We start from the raw sequence: 18088 nt of genomic DNA on the forward strand, positions 1-18088 counted from the left end.
CGGATAAAATCATGAAGAAACGTTTAGATTTTCGGATTCAAGAGTCTGAATTTAAAATTCTTGAAGAACACTGCAAAGCTGTAGGCAGGACTAAAACCGACGTACTTAGGGAGTTAATCAGGAGCCTCAAAGTCAAAGAAAAGCCGTCCTAGAAGGACGGGGCTTCAGACCCAGTTTTTTTGGTGAATCCACCCACCGGAGGCGAATCAGGCAGCCGCAACCTCAGTATCAGTACGCAAGTAGGCAACTGGTGTGAAGCAAACGAAGATTTAGGAGAAGGCTTTGACTCTTCTACCGGATTCATCCTTCCTAACGGTGCTCGCCGTTCTCCCGACGCTTCCTGGGTGAGTCGAACTCGCTGGGAAGCACTAACTGCACAAGAACGCAAAGGCTTTGTTCCGCTGTGCCCCGACTTTGTAGTAGAATTGCGTGAAGCGAAGCTATCCCGTAGGGAATCGGCCTCCGACAGTCTCTCCACCCTGCAAACTAAAATGCGGGAATATATCGACAACGGGGCGAGATTGGGCTGGTTGATTGACCCGCAAAATCGGCGGGTAGAGATTTACCGACAGCAGGCAGAAGTAGAAATATCGATCAATCCAGCCGAGTTGTCTGGCGAAGATGTATTGCCGGGATTTGTATTGAATTTGAGGCGAGTGTGGCGATAAACAGCATTCATACAGCGTTCATGCGTCCATCTGCCAACATCTGCGGTTGCAATCCCATCTACTCTCCCAAAGTTCCCTGATACTCATCCGGTACAAATTCCGTAACCACTTGGCCGCCACCACCGTCGCCTTTAACAATCACAGTTTGATTTTTCAACTCTCCCGCCGCCCTCGGCCCAGTCAAATTAAACACCGGATTTAGCTGCCGATAAACCACATTTCCTTCTGCATCAAAAGTCTGATTAGTTAAATACCACGTTACGCGATCGGTATTTAATTGAGCTTGACGTTTTTCCCCAATTCCTACCACATTGCCCGTCAAATAAAAAACTTTTTTCTCTAAATCTCCCCGCCCCGTATCCCCAGTCATCGTCACCTTTTCCACGCGGTGAAAAACCTTCACAGGCCCGGGCGATATCACAGATTGCGCCGGAAAATTCCAACTCATCAAACTGCTTTCTATTTGCAGCGGCGGATCTGAAGGCATCAACTGAGCGTTTTTTGTCAGCGTCGCAATCTTGGTTTTTAAGTCTACATCTACTTGGTCGGCAAAACCGCTGTCTGTTACTATTTTATCTTTGTATCTGTCAATTTGAGTAGGTTTGGTGCTGTTTACCTTTTGTTGATCCATAAACCACACTAAGTGCTCGGTTCGCAATTGCAAAACCGGATCTTTAACATTCGCCACCACAGAGCCGAATAACTCCATCCTCTTAGCCCTAGTGAAAACCCGCGCTTCCTTCGCTGAAGCCGTCACCTGTTTGTTCTCTCCCGTCAAATTGTTGCGGACAACTAAAACATCCTCCTTTGGCCGCCACTCCAACTCATTTCCCCGCAATACCACTCCATTTTTAAGGTCAGTAGCGACTATGTTACCTTTGAGAAAAACTTGATTTCCTTCCTGAAATACCTGGCCAGTTTCTCCCTGAATATCGTAAATTTCTTTGCCATCTTGAAACAATTTGCCTACAGGTTTCTGAACGTTAACTATTTTTTTGTCTTTGCTGTAAACGGCATTTTGTGAGTTGACTTTCCAGAACGTCTCGCCCTTTTCGTTTGCTTGTTCTAGAGTTACTTTGTTTAAAGTTAAAGTGCTGTTTGACTGTTGAGCAGTTTGGAGATCCTCAGCTAATTTGTTCTTTTGAGTCTCTTGCGGAACTGCACAAGCACCAATCCCCAAAATCAGTGCTGCTAAAAATAGCAGCCTCAATTTTGGGGAGTTGAGATTGGGAATTTGGGATTGGAGATGAATCATTGGGAATAGGGAATTGATAATAGGTAATTGGGAATGGGAATGGGGAATTGGTAATTGATAATTGGGTCGTGAAAAACACTTAATCAAAAATTAAAAATGTGTCATGCTTTGTCTAAATTTTTAACTTCTAATTCTCAATGATTCAACCCATTAATCATCACCTATTAACCCTTACCAATTACCCATTACCAAATCCCTATCTGTCGTCGTGTTCCTCCATCAAGCTCAAACCAGACAAAGGGCGGTAAGCATAATTAGGGCGCGATGTTTTTTGGATGTCGTCCTTAATCATTTCCAGGTCGATATAGCGATCGGCTACATTAATCAAACTGTCGCTCGTCATCGATCGCAAACTCACCACCTCTACCCGCACACCGCGATAGCTCACAGCGTCTACAGCATAAGCCAAATCGCCGTCACCGCTCACCAAAACCGCCGTGTCGTAAGACCCGACTAAAGCCATCATATCCACAGCGATTTCTACATCCAAATTCGCCTTCTTAGAACCATCTGGCAACTGTACCAAATCCTTAGAAATCACCCGGTAGCCGTTGCGGCGCATCCACAGCAAAAACCCCTGCTGTTTCTCGTTAGTGCGATCGACACCCGTGTAGAAGAAAGAGCGCAGCAGCCGCGATCCCGCAGTTAAACGGCACAGCAGCTTAGTGTAATCAATCTCAATTCCTAACTGCAAAGCCGCGTAAAAAAGGTTAGAACCGTCAATAAAAATTGCCACTCTACCACGATTTTCTAGTACCTGTTCCGGCGTAAAAAGGTCGTTGCTTTCTATTCTATTCAACATGATTGTTATGCCTCGATTTTTATGAAAGATTGGTAAGGAAATAACTGCTAATTCGTAGTCTGTCATCACACCCAGAGCGCTGGCTGCCAACTATGAAGGTACTGTTTACAGCAGTTCGATCCGCTTAAAAACAGGTTGGGGTTCCCCCAGAGTTTGGTTTGCCGGCAAAGCGCCCCACGCAGCATGAGCTGCAAAATTCGCTAAACTGTTAACTGTAACCCGATCGTTAAAGTCAATTGAAAAACCTAGCTGTTGATAGATAGCGTTGCTGATATTGGGAATAATGGGCGATAAAAGGTAAGATGCTAGTCTAACAGATTCCAGAACAGAATATAGCACTTGTTCAACACTTTCGATCTGTCCCTGCTTGTACAAACTCCAAGGTGCTTGCACGTCAATAAACTTGTTCCCGGCTCGCACTAATGCAAGCACGGCTTCGCAAGCCTTGCTAAAAGCCAACTCTTCGTAAAAACCCGCTACTCGATCGCCCAAATCCAGGCTCATAGCCTTGAGAAGGTTATCGCCCTCAATGTTTTCTCCCAACACATTTGGTACGCAGGCACCGCAATATTTGCGAGCCATGTTTAGGGTACGATTAAGCAAATTCCCCAAATCATTTGCTAGCTCAGCATTCAATATATTGATAAACCGAGTTTCGTTAAAATCGCCGTCCTCTCCGAACTCAATTTCTTTAAGGAAATAGTAACGTACTGCGTCAGCGCCGTATTTGTTGACCAATTCGACAGGGTTTAAAGTATTACCCTCCGTTTTCCCCATTTTTTTGCCGTCTTTGGTCAAAAACCCGTGTGCGAAAACGCGACCCGGCACCAGTAGATTCGCTGACATCAGCATTGCCGGCCAGTAAACTGCGTGGAAGCGAAGAATATCTTTGCCGATCAAGTGCAAGTCAACCGGCCACCATTTAGATAAAGCATTCTCCAAAATCGGGTCGCTGTCAGGATCTAGCAAGGCGGTGACGTATCCCAGCAAAGCGTCAAACCACACGTAGATGCTGTGACTGGGGTCAACTGGCATTGGCAGACCCCATGCGAGATTCACTCTAGAAATGGAAAAGTCTTGCAGTCCAGAGTTGACGAAACTGAGCACTTCGTTGCGTCGGCTTTCCGGCGCGATGAAGTCGGGACGTTCTGCGTACAATGCCAGCAGTTGGTCTTGATACCGTGACAGACGGAAAAAGTAATTTTCCTCGTCGCGCCACTCAACTTCCTTGCTGGTGTGGACAGAGCACCGATTTCCCGGCAACAATTCCCGTTCATCCTTAAATTCTTCACAGGAGACGCAGTACCAGCCTTGTTGCTGGTTCAAGTAGATGTCGCCGGAGTTCCAGACGCGCTGGAAAAATTCTTTGACAATGTACTCGTGACGCCGCGAAGTTGTGCGAATGAACCGATCGTACTGGATATCGAGTTGCTCCCAAAGCGTCTCAAACGCCGGAACCACTGAATCGCAGTGAGCTTGGGGCGATCGTCCCAAACTCTCGGCTGTCCGCTGAATTTTCTGCCCGTGTTCATCCGTCCCCGTAACCAGCAAAACAGATTTTCCCCGCAGCCGCTCAAATCGCGCTAGGGCATCCGCAGCCATAGTCGTATAAGCGCTGCCAACGTGAGGTAAATCGTTTACATAATACAGAGGCGTTGTTATCGCAAAGGTATTCTTAGTTTTATCAGTCGATTTCATTGAATGCTAAAAGAAAATTCCCTAAATTTCGTTTCGATCTTAACTCAGCGGTTAAATTTTTTATGGAGTGGCAATCAAGCCAAATTCACTGCAAGTTATTTGCAATTGTCTAACCCGGGCTATTCCCAAAAGAAATATTGCTTTCCTATCCACACTAATCTTTTTTAGTTGTTTTTGACGAACTCTCTAAAATGTCTTAATATTTTGACATTCTGCTGCCTTGGGAATCGACGCTCCCAGGGTGGACGCCTCATCTATTCATTGGTCATAGCCGCTATCCCTAGAGCGGTTTTAGCAGCCCACCCGGTTGGCAACAAAACTCGTCAGTTGGGCTGCTAAACCCGCCGTTCGACTAACGATCCGCGGCCACTTTCTGCGAAGGCCCGATCGCTCACCATCGCCATCTCTTTCTCGCGATCGCTGGAAAGTCGATCGCCCGCAACTCCTGCCACTTTCCGAGCCGCTCATGGACACAGAAACCGGGTTGTTTACAAAACTCTCTTGTCAACCGCGAAGCTTTAGTTTCTTGCCTCAAAAAGAGTATAAAAGCCTAGGTTTTTTGTCACCAAACCCTGTTTTTAAAGGTTGCGAGTACATCCACAGACAATAAAACCCCAAGCCAGTTAAGCTTGGGGCTATCAAATTAGGGTGCATCTAACAAAGGATTATCCGATCGCCCTCGATCCCCATCAGGAAAACCAACTCGATTTCCGCCAATAGCTTCTGACAAATAATCCGCCGCAGCTTCCACAACCGCGATCGCATTTTCGTAAACCATCCGCGTCGGCCCCAAAACCCCAACACTACCCACCGGCACCGATCCCCGGCGGTAAGTCGAAGAAATCAGAGTACAGCCACGAATCGGTTCTAAAGAATTTTCCGAACCAATACGCACCGTTACCCGCTTGCCGGGGGTGTCTAACTCCGGCGATTCAAAAATCAAAGGCCAAAGCAGTTCCTGCTCTTGTTCGAGCAATTGCACCAGGGTTTGAACTTGCTGCAACTGCGAAAACTCAGGCAAGCGCAGCGCTTCTGCTAAACCGCCGATCAGAATCCGCGTGTAGGTTGGATTGCTTTGGCGGCTGCTCAAAGCAGTCAGCATAGTTCCCATCCACTCAGCGTACAGCTCAAAGTCGCGGTCTAACTCGCTCCAGTCTACAGCCGAGAGTTCCGAGAGCGATCGTCCCCGCAACTTGCTGTTCAAAAAATTCGACAAAATCTGCAACTGGCGATCGACAATTTCGGCATCAGGCGTGTTACCTTCTGCATCCCTCGGCAACTGCACCAAAACCGACTGAGTTTCGTAGGCATCCGTCACCACTATCAGCATCACCTTTCCCGGCTCTAGCTGCACCAGTTGCAAGTGGCGCAAGCAAGCCATATTGGTTTGCGGTATGGTGATCATGGCTATGTAACCGCTGATAGTTGCCAGGATTTGAGCAGCGCCGCGGAGTGCCGCGTCCATGCGACCATCCGACCAATTGAGTTGGTCTAGTACCTGTTCCACCTTGCGGGCCAGCGTATCAGACGGCTGAATCAACTGGTCTACATAAATTCGGTAGCCGGAGTCAGAGGGGACTCGTCCTGCCGAAGTGTGGGGCTGATAAAGCAGTCCAGCTTTTTCAAGAGTCCCCATCGCATTGCGAATTGTAGCTGGGCTGACGCTGAGGTTGAATTCGTCAGCCAAAGCTTTTGAGCCAACGGGTTCCGCTGTTGCTATGTAGTGGCGAACCGTTGCCCAAAGGATGTGTTGTTGCCGATCGGTGAGGTTAACGCGCACAGATATTTAAGCAGAATTAGAATTTAGAGTTGAAAGTCGCTATATTAATCGAAACGTCTGTACCAAAAGGGCGATCGGGCAGACTTACCTCTTTAAACATAACAGATTTTAGGTTAAGGAAGAAGTCAGTTGTTATTGGTTATTGGTTATTGGTTATTGGTTATTGGTTATTTGTAAGTTCTAACGCCCCATGCCCCATGCCCCATGCCCCATGCCCCATGCCATCTAATCATGTTCTTTCAGAATATTTTGCAGGTAACTAGCCACTGCATCCGGCTGTTCCACCATTGCCAAATGACCACAATCGGGAAGCTGAAGGACATTCTCGCCGCAACCTTGGAACATCCAGTGAAAGCTAGCCAAATGCAGCACGTATTTTGGTTCCATAATTTTGTCTTTAGTACCGGCAATAAAATAAACAGGCTGCTTGAGTCGGGATACTATTTGCGGCAAGAGGTGAATCTCCGCTTCTGTGGTGGAGTCCAACAAAGCCCCCAAAGCTGCCTCTGGATGAGCTCCCACGAAATCTATTAAGCGCTGCCTTCCCCAGGATCTGCCGATCGAGCGGGCTACAGAATCGCGGGCAAACACGTAATCTGCTAACGGCAACCGAGGCAGCCAGCCGGGACGCATTGTCACTAGCTGCTTGCCTACCGCTCGAAACCGCTCGAATTCTTCCTTAAGATAGATGCCGCCCCCTGCATTGATGCAGACCACGCCTTTAACGCGATCGGAGAATTTGCTGGCTCCCCAAAGGGCGATCGTACCGCCCAGAGAGTGTCCCACCAGCCAAGCAGAAGATATATCGAGTTTTTCGAGTAAAATTTCCAAATCGCGAGCGTAAGCTGCCGGAGTGTAGCAGGAATTTAGCGGTTCGGAATGCCCATGATGAAGGCCACCGTCGGATTGAGAATCGCCAAACCCCCGCAAATCGTAGGTAAGGCACTGATAGTTTGATGCCAAGCGATCGGTCAAAGGTTGCCAGTAGTGGCGGCTTAACAGCCAGCCGTGGACAAATACCAGAACCGGGGAAGTTGAAGTCGGAGCCGTCAAATCGTAAGCGTGCCGAACCCCTAGGATGTCGATTGTTGCCATACTTTTATCCTACCCGCTCCATAAGACCGATGTAAACCTATGTATAGCCTTTCTCAGAAAGAGAGAGTACGCCGAAATCCTGTGTTCTCAAGCTTTTTCAGTTCAATTGTTTACCTCATCTACCCAACAAGCGCTATAAGTTAAGTCAAAAATACTCAACTTTATCGATTTACCGCTTACTTCCTGGTGCAACGCGCGGTCGCTGACGCTACTTTTGTCCACTGCACGGGCAATCTTGGCATAGCTTGCCCTTTTATGCGATCGGCCGAGAATAAATATTCCTTCAAACCAGCGTTCTATGTTTTTTGCAGTATTCAAATTTCTCTCTGCTGTATGAGCGCAATTGCGACATAAATCAACGCGATTTTTTAAGGATATTTTGTGGCAATAATTTTCCCAAAATTGGTCGATTTGAAAGTTGTTAACTCTCGGTGTTCCAGTGTCAAATTATATTTTTTTGTAGGTTACTTACAAAAAAAAATCGTACTTCCTACCTTCAACTATTCAACCAACTAAATTTTTAGCATACAACAATTTATTTAATCTCTTAATTCTCTAGCTAGCGTTACCTATCGCTAGTTTTGGGCGAAGTGATACATAATTTTATGGAGCGCATTTTTGCGGATATTTGCGACTTTTGCCTGTAGTCCCGCGATCTTATTTAAGTAAATAGGCGCTGTAAAACTTAAAAAGATTGACAACATCGTTTCGGCGTGTCCCATGTTTATGAGAACCGCTATCTACACTCGTTTGTACGAAAAATGTTGCCGAGCTTTTTATCCTATCTCACTGGAAAACTTCTGCAAACTAATGTCTATAGCAATCCTAAATGATTCGTGTAATTCTTGTAGGGGCTCTCCCCACGCCCGGTTGCCCCGATGCAGGCTGGGGTAGGCACGGGGAGGAGGGGTAGCACTACCCCTACATATTTTTACAAATGAGGCGAGGATTGCTATATTTATAGAAATCGAGTTATTTAGGGAGCATCGGCAGCTTGCCCTAAAATCGCTCGCCTAGCAATCTTTGTCGCACCCCCTCAGCGATTTTTTGCCCCAGATATTCGGGAATTAAACTTTCATTGGGCCCCAACAAGTAGAGAATCAGGCGAGTTCGCCCCCGCCAAACTAGCAAATTAGCATTTACTACCAATAAATCCTCTTGCCAGATGGCATACATAACTTTATAAAAAAGTCCAGGCTGATTATCTGCTTCAATCAGCAAAGCTGGCAAGTGGAAAACCGGATCGACGTAGAATTCAGTTGCCACATCTTCCAAACCCGCGTCTAAATTAAATTCCACCGCCAACATCTCTTCAACCTCAAAATGCCCCGCCAATGCCTCTCGAACGGCTCTACAGACGTTTTCTGCTGTTTTATCTGCCAGTACCTTGCCACCGCGAGATACGACCAATTTGATAAATACCAGCATCGGGGGGTAAATTTGACCGTACAGACTCAGACTGTGAATTGTCAGCCCGTAGGCCGCGAGCACTCCAAAAATATCGCTCAATAGAAAAGACTGGTTCCGGTAAGCAAAATGCAGGGCACTTTTGTTACCTTCGGCTCGGATTTCGATGACTGCTTGCCGAGTTTTGTAAAGCTGGTAAGCTAATTTGAGGTTTTGCAACTGGATTTCGCTGCTGACAAATTGCTCATAAAACTGCGGAAACGCTCGGTTAAAGCGCTTGAGAAGTTCTAGTGTAGATGGTTTTAAACCCGAAGCCATAATTGAGGAGAAGGTGCGGGAGATATACTAGGTATTGACTCTTCCATGCCTTATGGCAATGGGATTTTCGATTCGACGATTCGACTTAAATTGTGCCCGTCTCCTCACTAAAAGCAAAAGTCAAATCTGTCAATCGATTTTAGATTTTAGATTTTAGATTTTAGAGGCGACCCCACGGATAAATGCGGGGGCTTGAGGATTTTCGATTTTCGATTTGGGATTGATTCCACGGATAAATCCGGGAACTTGTACCATCAAGAAATTCGTGGTCTGAGAACTTATCACGAGAATGTCACGTTGCGCCATTCCAGTGGTATTTCCCACCAAGGGTATAAGTTCCGGCGCGATCGGCGGCACTCAAAAGAAGCATTTCCCAATATACCTCTGTCCTGGTTCGGCAACAAATTTTACCTTAAAAGCGGGTTGTCTGGGCACTGGCTAGCAGAACAGTTCTACCAGACTTGACAGAATAAAAAAAGCGCAGACTCAATGTTGGACGACAAATCCCTGTTTTCGGCGTAAGATGAGTGTACCGTAAACTGTTCCTCAAGAGGCTACCGGCAATTGATCCTACGCCGATCGGAGTGGGTTTATATGTCTGGTTCTCTTTCTCGTCGTCCAACTTCTACTACCTTAACCGCGCCTGCATGGGTTTTTGGAAAAACTTATTTAGTAGTTCTGAGTCTGCCTCTGTACCCCAAACAGCGGATTTTGAGGAAGATGTGGCTGTTGGGTTAGGCGATCCGCTTTCCCCAACGTTTCGCAAGCCCGCCAGCGGAAACGCTCGCATCTTTTTCAGTTGCGATCGGGACATTGACCTCTACGAACTCGAAGAACTTTGTAATGCAGTGGGTTGGTCCCGCCGTCCCCTGCGTAAAGTCAAAAAAGCTATTGTGCACAGCTTCCTAGTCGTCTCTATGTGGGAGATGCGGGGCAGCCAGCGACGGCTGGTGGGTTTCGCCAGAGCGACTTCAGACCATGCTTTTAATGCCACGCTTTGGGATGTGGTAGTTCATCCCGACTACCAGGGCAAAGGCATGGGCAAGGCGCTGATGAAATACATCATTAAAAAACTCCGCAGTGAAGATATCAGCAACATTACCTTATTTGCTGACCCTCAAGTGGTGGATTTTTACCGCAATTTGGGCTTTATGTCCGATCCAGAGGGGATTAAAGGTATGTTTTGGTATCCTGATTAGCGAGCGAGGTGCAGGTCGGCGTTGATTTGTTGAGGATCTACAATACAATATTGACGCTGCCAACACCGACTGCACCTGTGCGCTGCCCTCACTTACGCTTGGATGTATCCCGGCATCAGGGCAGTTATAAAGCTGTGCAAGTATTGTCAGTCGATTTGAGCAGATCGCGATAGGAGTCAGGGGGTGGTATCGGTTTTTGGGTGGCGTCAAACCGCACAACCTGAAAAAAACTTCGCCTTAGCTCCATCGAGAGCTAAATATTTAATAAAGCTTGACAAGCAAGCGGTTTTGTGTGTTAATGGTTAGAGGTTAGCTAACTATAACACCGGGATGTAGCGCAGCTTGGTAGCGCGCCTGCTTTGGGAGCAGGATGTCGCAGGTTCAAATCCTGTCATCCCGATCGGACAATGTTAAATAATAGATTGAAGCAGAACTGTCTCTGATGTTTACATTTCGTCAAAATGAAAACAAATTGAGGCAGTTTTTGCCGATCGTGTGAAAGCGCGAGTCTTTGCGTTAATGTGTTTCAGGATCGCTCCTGATGGAAAAAACATGAAATCATTAGTTCGTTTGGGCGCAATATTGGGAATTGTCGGCAGCACTCTGCTGGGCCCCTCCCCAATTGGCAAGATGTCTGCACTGGCACTGCCGGAGCCGCAAATTTTGGAAAAATTGCGCTCGGTGCCGGTATTTACGATTACAGACGCTCAGGGTGCGCCCTTGATCGCTTCTGTTCCTAAGCAGGGTGAGGGTCAAACTGGTAATGCTTCCGTGGCGGGAATTTTCATCAGCCAGAAAGATGCTCAAGCTTTTGTCGATCAACTGAAAACCAGAAATCCTCAGTTGGCGGCCACGGTGCGCGTGATGCCAGTATCCCTGGGCGAAATTTATCAGCTCACTCAAGCAAATAAAGGTAAGCCGGAGGAAGTGCAATTTGCTTTCGTTCCGGCTCCACAGCAGGTGCAGTCGGCTAAAACTGTACTTCAGCAGACTGGTCAACAAGTTAATGAGTTCAACGGTGTACCTCTGTTTTTGGCAAGAGGCGGCGCAGAAAATGGTTATTTGACGATTCAGCGGGGTCAGCAAGAGGTGATTCCCTTGTTTTTTAACAAGGAGGATTTACAGGGTATGGTCGATCGTTTTAAGCAGCAGCAGCCCAACGTGACTGCCACAATTAAGATTGAGGTGGTGAACTTGGAGAGCGTTTTGGAAGCTTTGCGTACTGAAAACGACCCGTTTTTGACCCAAATGATTTTGATTCCGTCGCGGGAGTCGCTGGAATTTGTGCGATCGCTCCAACCTGCCGGTGCGGGCCAAAATCCACAGGTTGCTCCGGCTCCAGCTCGGCCGGCTCCAGCCTCTCCGGCTCCAGCTCGCTAATATTTAGTCAGTTGACAGTTGACAGTTGACAGTTGACAGTTGACAGTTAACTGTTGACTGTTGTCTGTTGTCATTAGTTACCAATTCCCGATGCCCGATGCCCGATGCCCAATTCCCAAAAAGTCTTATGTTTGTTTCTGGTTTAGAGCTTTGGCAGTGGGTGAATCAAGCTAAAACAGAGGCGATCGCCCATGACATTCCCCTAGCAGAAATCGACTGGCTGCTGCAAGAGCTGGCAGGTTTGGATAGGTTGGCTCTGCGTTTGGAGTCGTTTAAAGATTGGCCAAAAATAGAATTAAAGTTGTCTTTATCTGAACTTGCTCAATTGTGGCAGCGGCGCTTGCAGCAACGGGTGCCGGTGCAGTATTTAACGGGAGTTGCACATTGGCGGCATTTTTCGCTCAAAGTAACGCCGGCGGTGCTAATTCCGCGTCCTGAAACGGAATTGCTGATCGATTTGGCTGTAGAAGCTGTTAAAAGCCGTTTAGAAGCAGAAAATATCAATCAAAAATCTACCCCCCCCAACCCCCCCTTACTAAGGGGGGGAGAAGATTTAAACTTCTCCCAGCTTCGGGGGGGAGAATTTGCCCAATCGCATTGGGTGGATTTGGGGACAGGCAGCGGGGCGATCGCGATCGGCTTAGCTTCTGCGTTGACAAATGCTAGGGTTTATGCGGTAGATTGCAGTTCGGAAGCTTTGGCAGTGGCTCGACTGAATGCTGAGAATTTGGGTTTTGCATCGCGAATTAATTTTTATCAAGGTTCGTGGTGGGAACCGCTAGAATTTCTCAAAGGTCGCGTTAGCGGCATGGTGTCTAACCCCCCTTACATTCCCAGCAGCACGGTGCTGACTCTGCAACCGGAAGTTTTGAAGCATGAACCTCATCAGGCTTTAGACGGCGGTTTGGACGGGTTAGAGTGCATCCGGCATTTGGTCGAAACGGCTCCCGATTATTTAGAATCTGGGGGTGTTTGGTTGGTCGAGATGATGGCGGGACAAGAAGCGGCGGTAGCTGATATGCTGCAAAGTCACGGGAGTTACGATCGAGTTCAGATATTTGCTGATTTAGCAGGAATCGATCGGTTTGCCTTAGCGTACCGTCTTTAGGTTTCAAGAATATGCCGCAATTCTAAAATCTAAAATCTAAAATCTAAAATCTAAAATGGCATGACACAAGTTTCGATCGACTCCCTAGTTCAAGGGGCAATTTCTGGTAATCATATCGTCAGTTTTCCTACAGATACTGTACCCGCTTTGGCTGCGCGTCCCGATCGCTCGGAGTTGATTTTTGCAGCTAAACGCCGCAGTCAAGACAAACCGCTAATTTTGATGGCAGCATCGGCCCAGGCTTTGTGGCCTTACGTGCAGGGAAGTCCAGCAGAGTTAAAGTTGTGGCAGCAAGTGGCCGAATCCTATTGGCCGGGGGCGTTAACTTTGGTGCTGCCGGCTTCGGCAAAAGTCCCGGCGGCTCTCAATCCCATCGATCGGACTACAATCGGAGTACGAGTGCCTAACTTTCCCCTTGCCCTAAAGATTCTAGAGCAGACAGGCCCTTTGGCTACTACCAGTGCTAATTTATCCGGCCAGCCGCCTCTGGAGTCGGTGGCAGAAATTGAGGCTCAGTTTCCCGAAGTCTTGACATTAGTTCCTTCTGAATTAGCAACAGCGACAACAGCTTCGAGTTTGCCTTCGACTGTGGCTAAATGGACGGGCAGCGAGTGGGAAATATTGCGACAAGGCGCGATCGAGTTAGAATGCTAAAAGCTAAACTCCAAGGCAAAGCAATATGGCGCCGATCGGCTGGAGCAACTTTATATATTTAGGTATGGGACTGGGGCTGGGTTTGGGAAGCAGTTTGATTTGGCGCCTGCGGCAAAAAAGCTCGCAACAGCCCGAACCGGCGCCCAAAGTGGCCCCACCTCCTCAAGAAATTCACTTAGAGAAGTTTGATGCCCTTTCCGAGCAACTTAAGCAAACTCAATTGGCTTATCAGATGGCATCGGAGATGAGCCAATTTAAGGCGGGTTTTTTGGCTCGAACTTCTCACGAGTTGCGATCGCCCCTGAGCACTATGATTGGTACGCTGCAATTAATTCTCTCAGATTTGTGCGACGATCCTGCTGAGGAACGAGAGTTTGTCGAGCAAGCTCACGCCGCGGCACTCAAGCTGGTGAAATTAATAGATGAAATTATCTCTGTTGCTAAAACTGAACACGGCACTGAAAGGATGGATATTGAGCCGATTCAGTTAGCTAAGGTTTTTGACGAGGTTGATGATTTAACTTACTTGCAAGCTGCTAATCGCGGCATTCGTTTGGAGATATTGCCGCCAGATCCGGGGATTTATGTATTGGCAGATTTGCCGAGGTTTAGGCAAGTTTTAGTCAATTTGGTAGATACTGCTGTTGCTCAGATGGAGGAGGGGAGTATTTCTGTTTCGGCGCATTCTTCGCCGGAATCTGGATGCGTTCACATTTGGGTGGACGATCAGCGTTCAGTGAGTGCTTGGAGCGAGTCTTGGGATTTGCTGAAGCACAATTTGGAGTGTGATATTACCAAGAGCAGCGATAATTCTCAGGTGTCTTCTGGAATGAGGTTATTGATGAATCAGACTCTTTTAAGTTTGATGAGCGGAAAGTTGGAGGTTCTGGCTGTGCCTTCTGAGTCCGAAGAGTGCAATTTTAACCGGACTCAGTGTTCTATTCCTTTGGCAACTTTCTGATGAAGGAAGAAGGAAGAAGGAAGAAGGGAGAAGGGAGAGAACATTGTAGGGACAGGGCACTGCCGTGTCCTCCATTTAGATCGTTGCAATCCTAACGGATTTAATATAGCTATCGCTCTATTAATTGTAGGGAAACGGCACTGGTATGTCCTGATTGCCGATAATTGTAGGGAAAGGGCACTGCTGTGTCCTGATTGTGGGTAATTTATAGGGAGTAAGGTGCGCCCTGACGCACCCTACATATTATAGATTTTGGTGCCAATCTTGTGAGTATTTAACAATTAGCAGTTAGCAATTCGCCGTTGCTAATTTCTAATTCGAGATTCTCTTCTAGAAGCTGATTTTCAAGTACCATTGTGGTGCTAGCGTTTTGCTGAAAACCGATGCGCTCGTAGAAGCTTTGTTTGTAAGTTGTCATCAGGTAAACTCGCTCTACTCGGCACATCCGAGGGTGACTCAAGACGGTTTGCACTAATTTGCGGCCGAGTCCTGCACCTTGGTAATCCGGGTGAATGGCGACATCCCAGATGGTGGCTCGATAGATGCCATCTGAGGTGGCTCTGGCAAAGCCGATCGCCCGTGAGTCGTCCCAAACTGTAACAACTGGTTCGCTGTTGGCGATCGCAATTTCCCAATCTTCTATCTTGCGTTCCCTCGCCCAAAAGGCGGCGGCTTTAAATAGTTCTTGGATCTGTGCGATGTCTGCGCGATCGCGACCTATACAAAATTGAATGTGACTGGAATCCCTAGTCGTTGATGTCATGCTCAATCTGCCTTGAAGTTGTATCTCAACTGTGTTACTTTTACTGTTTTACACGAGTGAAAGTTGATTTTGCTTGGGAACGATCAATGGTTGAATTCCCCATTTACAAAACTATTTTTATTCATACATATTTTCTAACTAATTTCGGTGATCATTAATACTTTTTGGGGTAAATCTTGAAAAAAAGTCTTTGACTCAAAATTCCCAACTTAGAACTCATACCATTTGATATCTGAGATTAGAGATTTTAGATGGGGAATGACTGATTTTTTAGGGGTGGGAGTTTGTCTACAGAGAAACCGGGTTTTTTCATAGCAATACTTCGTTACAACTGAAATGTTGCACCATTGTCAATAAGCTTTTTATGAACAGGCTTTTCGGCCTATTCCACAAAGAGTGAATTTTCTTGTGGAACAAGCCGAAAAGCCTGTTCCTGAGAATGGTGCAATATCTCAGTTACAGCCCACTGAAACGGTAAAAACTCGGTTTCGAGGCGTCGTTTATCGGTAAGCGTAAGCTATAGCTTGTGTGTTGCCTAATTGCTCAAAAATCACCGATCCAGAGAAGTATTGACTCCACAAGAACACCCGAAGATTGTGCTGTGGAGTCAATTCTTTAATCTCTAATCTCAAATCAACTGAATCAGTTTTGCAGCCAGCGGGCGGCGTCTTTGGCGTGATAAGTCAAAATCAAATCACAACCAGCACGCTTGAATCCTGTCAAAGTTTCCATCACTACTCTTTCTTCATCTATCCAACCGTTGAGGGCGGCGGCTTTCACCATCGCATATTCCCCAGAAACGTTGTAAGCAGCAACTGGCAGGTTAGTTGCTTCCTTCACGCGCCAGATGATGTCCATGTAAGCTAAAGCGGGTTTAACCATGAGCATATCTGCGCCTTCGGCAATGTCGAGAGCAATTTCTTTCAGAGCTTCGCGGCCGTTTCCTGGGTCCATTTGATAGGTGCGCCGATCGCCAAATTGCGGAGCAGACTCTGCTGCATCTCGGAATGGGCCATAATAAGCTGAGGCGTATTTTGCCGCGTAAGACATGATGGGAATATCTTCAAATCCAGCGGAGTCCAATCCTTCGCGAATTGCTCCGACAAAACCGTCCATCATTCCCGACGGTGCGATAATATCTGCACCGGCTTTAGCTTGAGCAACGGCGGTTTTCTTCAGCAATTCTAGTGTGGGATCGTTCAAGACGCGGCCGCTTAAATCTCCGACTTCCAAATAGCCACAGTGACCGTGAGTGGTATATTCGCACAGACAAGTATCGACCATGACGATTAAATCTGGTACGGCTTTTTTAACTGCTTCCGTCGCTTTTTGGACGATGCCGCAGTCGTGCCAAGCACCTGTCGCGTCGGTATCTTTGTCTGCGGGAATGCCGAATAAAATAATAGCCGGAATGCCGAGGTCGTAGACTTCTTTTGCTTCTTCTACTATTTTGTCTACCGATAGCTGGTAAACTCCCGGCATCGATGTGACTTCTTTAGCAAAAGCTTCCCCCGGTACGGCAAATAAGGGGTAAATTAAATCGCTGGTTGTCAAGATATTTTCGCGTACCATCCGGCGGAGTTGGGGATGGTTGCGGAGGCGGCGGGGGCGGTGAGTTGGAAACATAATGTTTTTTTTACGGTAGATAAAGCCCTGTTTTCTAGGACTCGTGGCGCTTCTTTAAAAGTCTAAAGCTTATTGTTGGCCGATCGCCCTGGACTTAAGTAAACTTCTGTAAAAGCCAGGATGTCGATTGTTTGTAGTCAGGAATGCCAGTCCTTTCTAGCTTTTCTCGTTTGCAGACTCATGCCTAACTGTGGTTGGATCGGTTGGTACGGATATCTCGCTGGCTTCATACCTATAACCAGGCTGCCCAGAAGCGAGGATAGACTGTAAATTATAAATGTATCGAATAGTAACGGTCTTATGTACAAGCAACTAATTTCCAAGATCAAACCGCTTTTGAAATCACTATTTGCGATCGGTCTGGTACTGACGCTAGCCCTCGGTAACGCTGACGGAGCTCTGGCGGCCCGCAGCGGAGGACGCATCGGCGGCGGCTCTTTTAGAGCTCCGGCGCGCAGTTACTCGTCTCCTAGTCGCACTTACGCGCCGTCGGGAGGGGGCTACTACCCAGGCCGTGGCTTTGGTGGCGGCTTCGGTTTCCCGTTCTTGCTGCCGTTTTTTGGCTTTGGGGGCGGGTTTGGCGGCCTGTTCTCGATTTTGATTTTTATTTCGATCGCTAATTTCCTCGTCCAAAGCTTCCGCCGCGCCGGGGGCGGAACTGACGAACTCGGCAACAGCGCCCCCACTACCACCGTATCTGTCGGCCGCTTGCAAGTTGGTTTGCTAGCAGAGGCCCGCGGTTTGCAAGCCGAACTCGACTCCCTAGCCCGAAAAGCGGATACCGATACAGCGGCCGGTCGCGCTCAAGTGCTGCAAGAATCTACTCTGGCGCTGCTGCGGCATCCTGAATACTGGGTTTACGCGGGCGCTGAATCTGTGCAAACTCGCTTGGAAGCAGCCGAAGCTAAGTTTAATCAATTTTCTTTGGCAGAACGCAGCAAATTTACTGAAGAAACGCTCTCGAATTATAACAATCAGCTCCGACAAGCAGGGAGCAGCAATATCCTGCCTGGTTTGCAGGAAAATGGGGCGCTGGTTGCTTCTGATTTGAATTCAGATCCTGGGGAATTTATTGTGGTGACGGTGATTGTCGGTACTCAAGGTAAATTGCAATTGCCAGCAGTGAAAAACTCTGAAGATTTGCGCCAAGCTTTGCGTCAGATTGGGGGAGTATCGAGCGAGCAGTTGCTGGCGGTTGAGGTGCTGTGGACTCCTCAAGCGAACGGGGACACTCTGACTGCTGACGATATGTTGGCGGGCTATCCTGATTTGCGATCGATTTAGTGAGCAAGACTGGGCGCGGAGCATTGTCTGCCGCGCCCGATCCCGCACCAAAGCTGGGCGGGTGAACCCACTTCCTTTTGAGACGGGAAT

General features: G+C 47.6%; 18 protein-coding genes, 1 tRNA gene and 1 pseudogene. 10 read left to right on the forward strand and 10 right to left on the reverse strand.

Annotated features, from left to right (window positions below; translation table 11 throughout):
* The first annotated feature begins 11 nt into the window (after positions 1-11).
* Entirely contained in the window at positions 12-152 is a 141-nt protein-coding gene (locus QT987_RS00005) for a ribbon-helix-helix protein, CopG family (protein ID WP_333236517.1), read from the forward strand.
* Between the two features lie 27 nt (positions 153-179).
* A pseudogene (locus tag QT987_RS00010) lies at positions 180-668 on the forward strand (Uma2 family endonuclease); the annotation flags it as partial.
* A gap of 58 nt (positions 669-726) precedes the next feature.
* Here QT987_RS00010 and lptC read toward each other — a convergent pair.
* The 8 genes from lptC to QT987_RS00050 form a co-directional block, all read right to left on the reverse strand.
* Positions 727-1923, reverse strand: a complete 1197-nt coding sequence (gene lptC / locus QT987_RS00015; RefSeq protein ID WP_333236176.1) for an LPS export ABC transporter periplasmic protein LptC — start codon at positions 1921-1923, stop codon at positions 727-729.
* Positions 1924-2119: 196 nt separating this feature from the next.
* Positions 2120-2725 (reverse strand): LabA-like NYN domain-containing protein, encoded by a 606-nt coding sequence (locus QT987_RS00020; protein ID WP_006631885.1) that lies wholly within the window; start codon positions 2723-2725, stop codon positions 2120-2122.
* A 105-nt stretch (positions 2726-2830) separates the two neighbouring features.
* Positions 2831-4423, reverse strand: coding sequence for a methionine--tRNA ligase (gene metG, locus QT987_RS00025; RefSeq protein WP_333236178.1), 1593 nt, complete (start codon positions 4421-4423; stop codon positions 2831-2833).
* Between the two features lie 291 nt (positions 4424-4714).
* On the reverse strand, positions 4715-4891 hold the full coding sequence (locus tag QT987_RS00030; RefSeq protein WP_333236181.1) for a hypothetical protein: 177 nt from the start codon (positions 4889-4891) through the stop codon (positions 4715-4717).
* Positions 4892-5066: 175 nt separating this feature from the next.
* Complete coding sequence (gene hrcA, locus QT987_RS00035; RefSeq protein WP_445299362.1) at positions 5067-6209, reverse strand: heat-inducible transcriptional repressor HrcA; 1143 nt, start codon at positions 6207-6209, stop codon at positions 5067-5069.
* Positions 6210-6428: 219 nt separating this feature from the next.
* Complete coding sequence (locus QT987_RS00040; protein ID WP_333236185.1) at positions 6429-7298, reverse strand: alpha/beta hydrolase; 870 nt, start codon at positions 7296-7298, stop codon at positions 6429-6431.
* Positions 7299-7400: 102 nt separating this feature from the next.
* Complete coding sequence (locus QT987_RS00045) at positions 7401-7616, reverse strand: hypothetical protein (RefSeq protein ID WP_333053293.1); 216 nt, start codon at positions 7614-7616, stop codon at positions 7401-7403.
* A 681-nt stretch (positions 7617-8297) separates the two neighbouring features.
* Entirely contained in the window at positions 8298-9023 is a 726-nt protein-coding gene (locus tag QT987_RS00050) for a hypothetical protein (RefSeq protein ID WP_006631881.1), read from the reverse strand.
* Between the two features lie 289 nt (positions 9024-9312).
* On the opposite strand from QT987_RS00050, the gene QT987_RS00055 reads away from it, so the two are divergent.
* The 7 genes from QT987_RS00055 to QT987_RS00085 all read left to right on the forward strand — a co-directional run bounded on the left by QT987_RS00055 (position 9313) and on the right by QT987_RS00085 (position 14325).
* On the forward strand, positions 9313-9465 hold the full coding sequence (locus QT987_RS00055) for a hypothetical protein (RefSeq protein ID WP_333236187.1): 153 nt from the start codon (positions 9313-9315) through the stop codon (positions 9463-9465).
* Between the two features lie 205 nt (positions 9466-9670).
* Positions 9671-10222 carry a GNAT family N-acetyltransferase gene (locus QT987_RS00060; protein WP_242725747.1) on the forward strand — a complete coding sequence of 184 codons (552 nt, stop codon included), beginning with the start codon at positions 9671-9673 and terminating at the stop codon, positions 10220-10222.
* A gap of 326 nt (positions 10223-10548) precedes the next feature.
* A tRNA-Pro gene (locus QT987_RS00065) sits at positions 10549-10622 on the forward strand.
* A gap of 152 nt (positions 10623-10774) precedes the next feature.
* Complete coding sequence (locus QT987_RS00070; RefSeq protein WP_333236189.1) at positions 10775-11602, forward strand: Tic22 family protein; 828 nt, start codon at positions 10775-10777, stop codon at positions 11600-11602.
* Between the two features lie 127 nt (positions 11603-11729).
* Positions 11730-12710 (forward strand): HemK/PrmC family methyltransferase, encoded by a 981-nt coding sequence (locus tag QT987_RS00075; protein WP_333236191.1) that lies wholly within the window; start codon positions 11730-11732, stop codon positions 12708-12710.
* 60 nt (positions 12711-12770) lie between these two features.
* Positions 12771-13364 (forward strand): L-threonylcarbamoyladenylate synthase, encoded by a 594-nt coding sequence (locus QT987_RS00080; RefSeq protein ID WP_333236192.1) that lies wholly within the window; start codon positions 12771-12773, stop codon positions 13362-13364.
* A 25-nt stretch (positions 13365-13389) separates the two neighbouring features.
* Positions 13390-14325 carry a HAMP domain-containing sensor histidine kinase gene (locus QT987_RS00085; RefSeq protein ID WP_333236194.1) on the forward strand — a complete coding sequence of 312 codons (936 nt, stop codon included), beginning with the start codon at positions 13390-13392 and terminating at the stop codon, positions 14323-14325.
* A 274-nt stretch (positions 14326-14599) separates the two neighbouring features.
* On the opposite strand, the gene QT987_RS00090 is transcribed toward QT987_RS00085, so the two are convergent.
* Together QT987_RS00090 and hemB are read right to left on the reverse strand one after the other, a co-directional pair.
* On the reverse strand, positions 14600-15088 hold the full coding sequence (locus tag QT987_RS00090) for a GNAT family N-acetyltransferase (protein ID WP_333236196.1): 489 nt from the start codon (positions 15086-15088) through the stop codon (positions 14600-14602).
* Positions 15089-15730: 642 nt separating this feature from the next.
* Positions 15731-16714, reverse strand: coding sequence for a porphobilinogen synthase (gene hemB, locus QT987_RS00095; RefSeq protein WP_333210665.1), 984 nt, complete (start codon positions 16712-16714; stop codon positions 15731-15733).
* A 300-nt stretch (positions 16715-17014) separates the two neighbouring features.
* Here hemB and QT987_RS00100 point away from each other — a divergent pair, with 300 nt between their 5' ends.
* Positions 17015-17998, forward strand: a complete 984-nt coding sequence (locus QT987_RS00100) for a DUF1517 domain-containing protein (protein WP_333236198.1) — start codon at positions 17015-17017, stop codon at positions 17996-17998.
* The last annotated feature ends 90 nt before the right edge of the window (positions 17999-18088 follow it).

It is taken from the genome of Microcoleus sp. SVA1B4 (assembly GCF_036700545.1).
In the GTDB taxonomy this organism is placed as follows: domain Bacteria; phylum Cyanobacteriota; class Cyanobacteriia; order Cyanobacteriales; family Microcoleaceae; genus Microcoleus.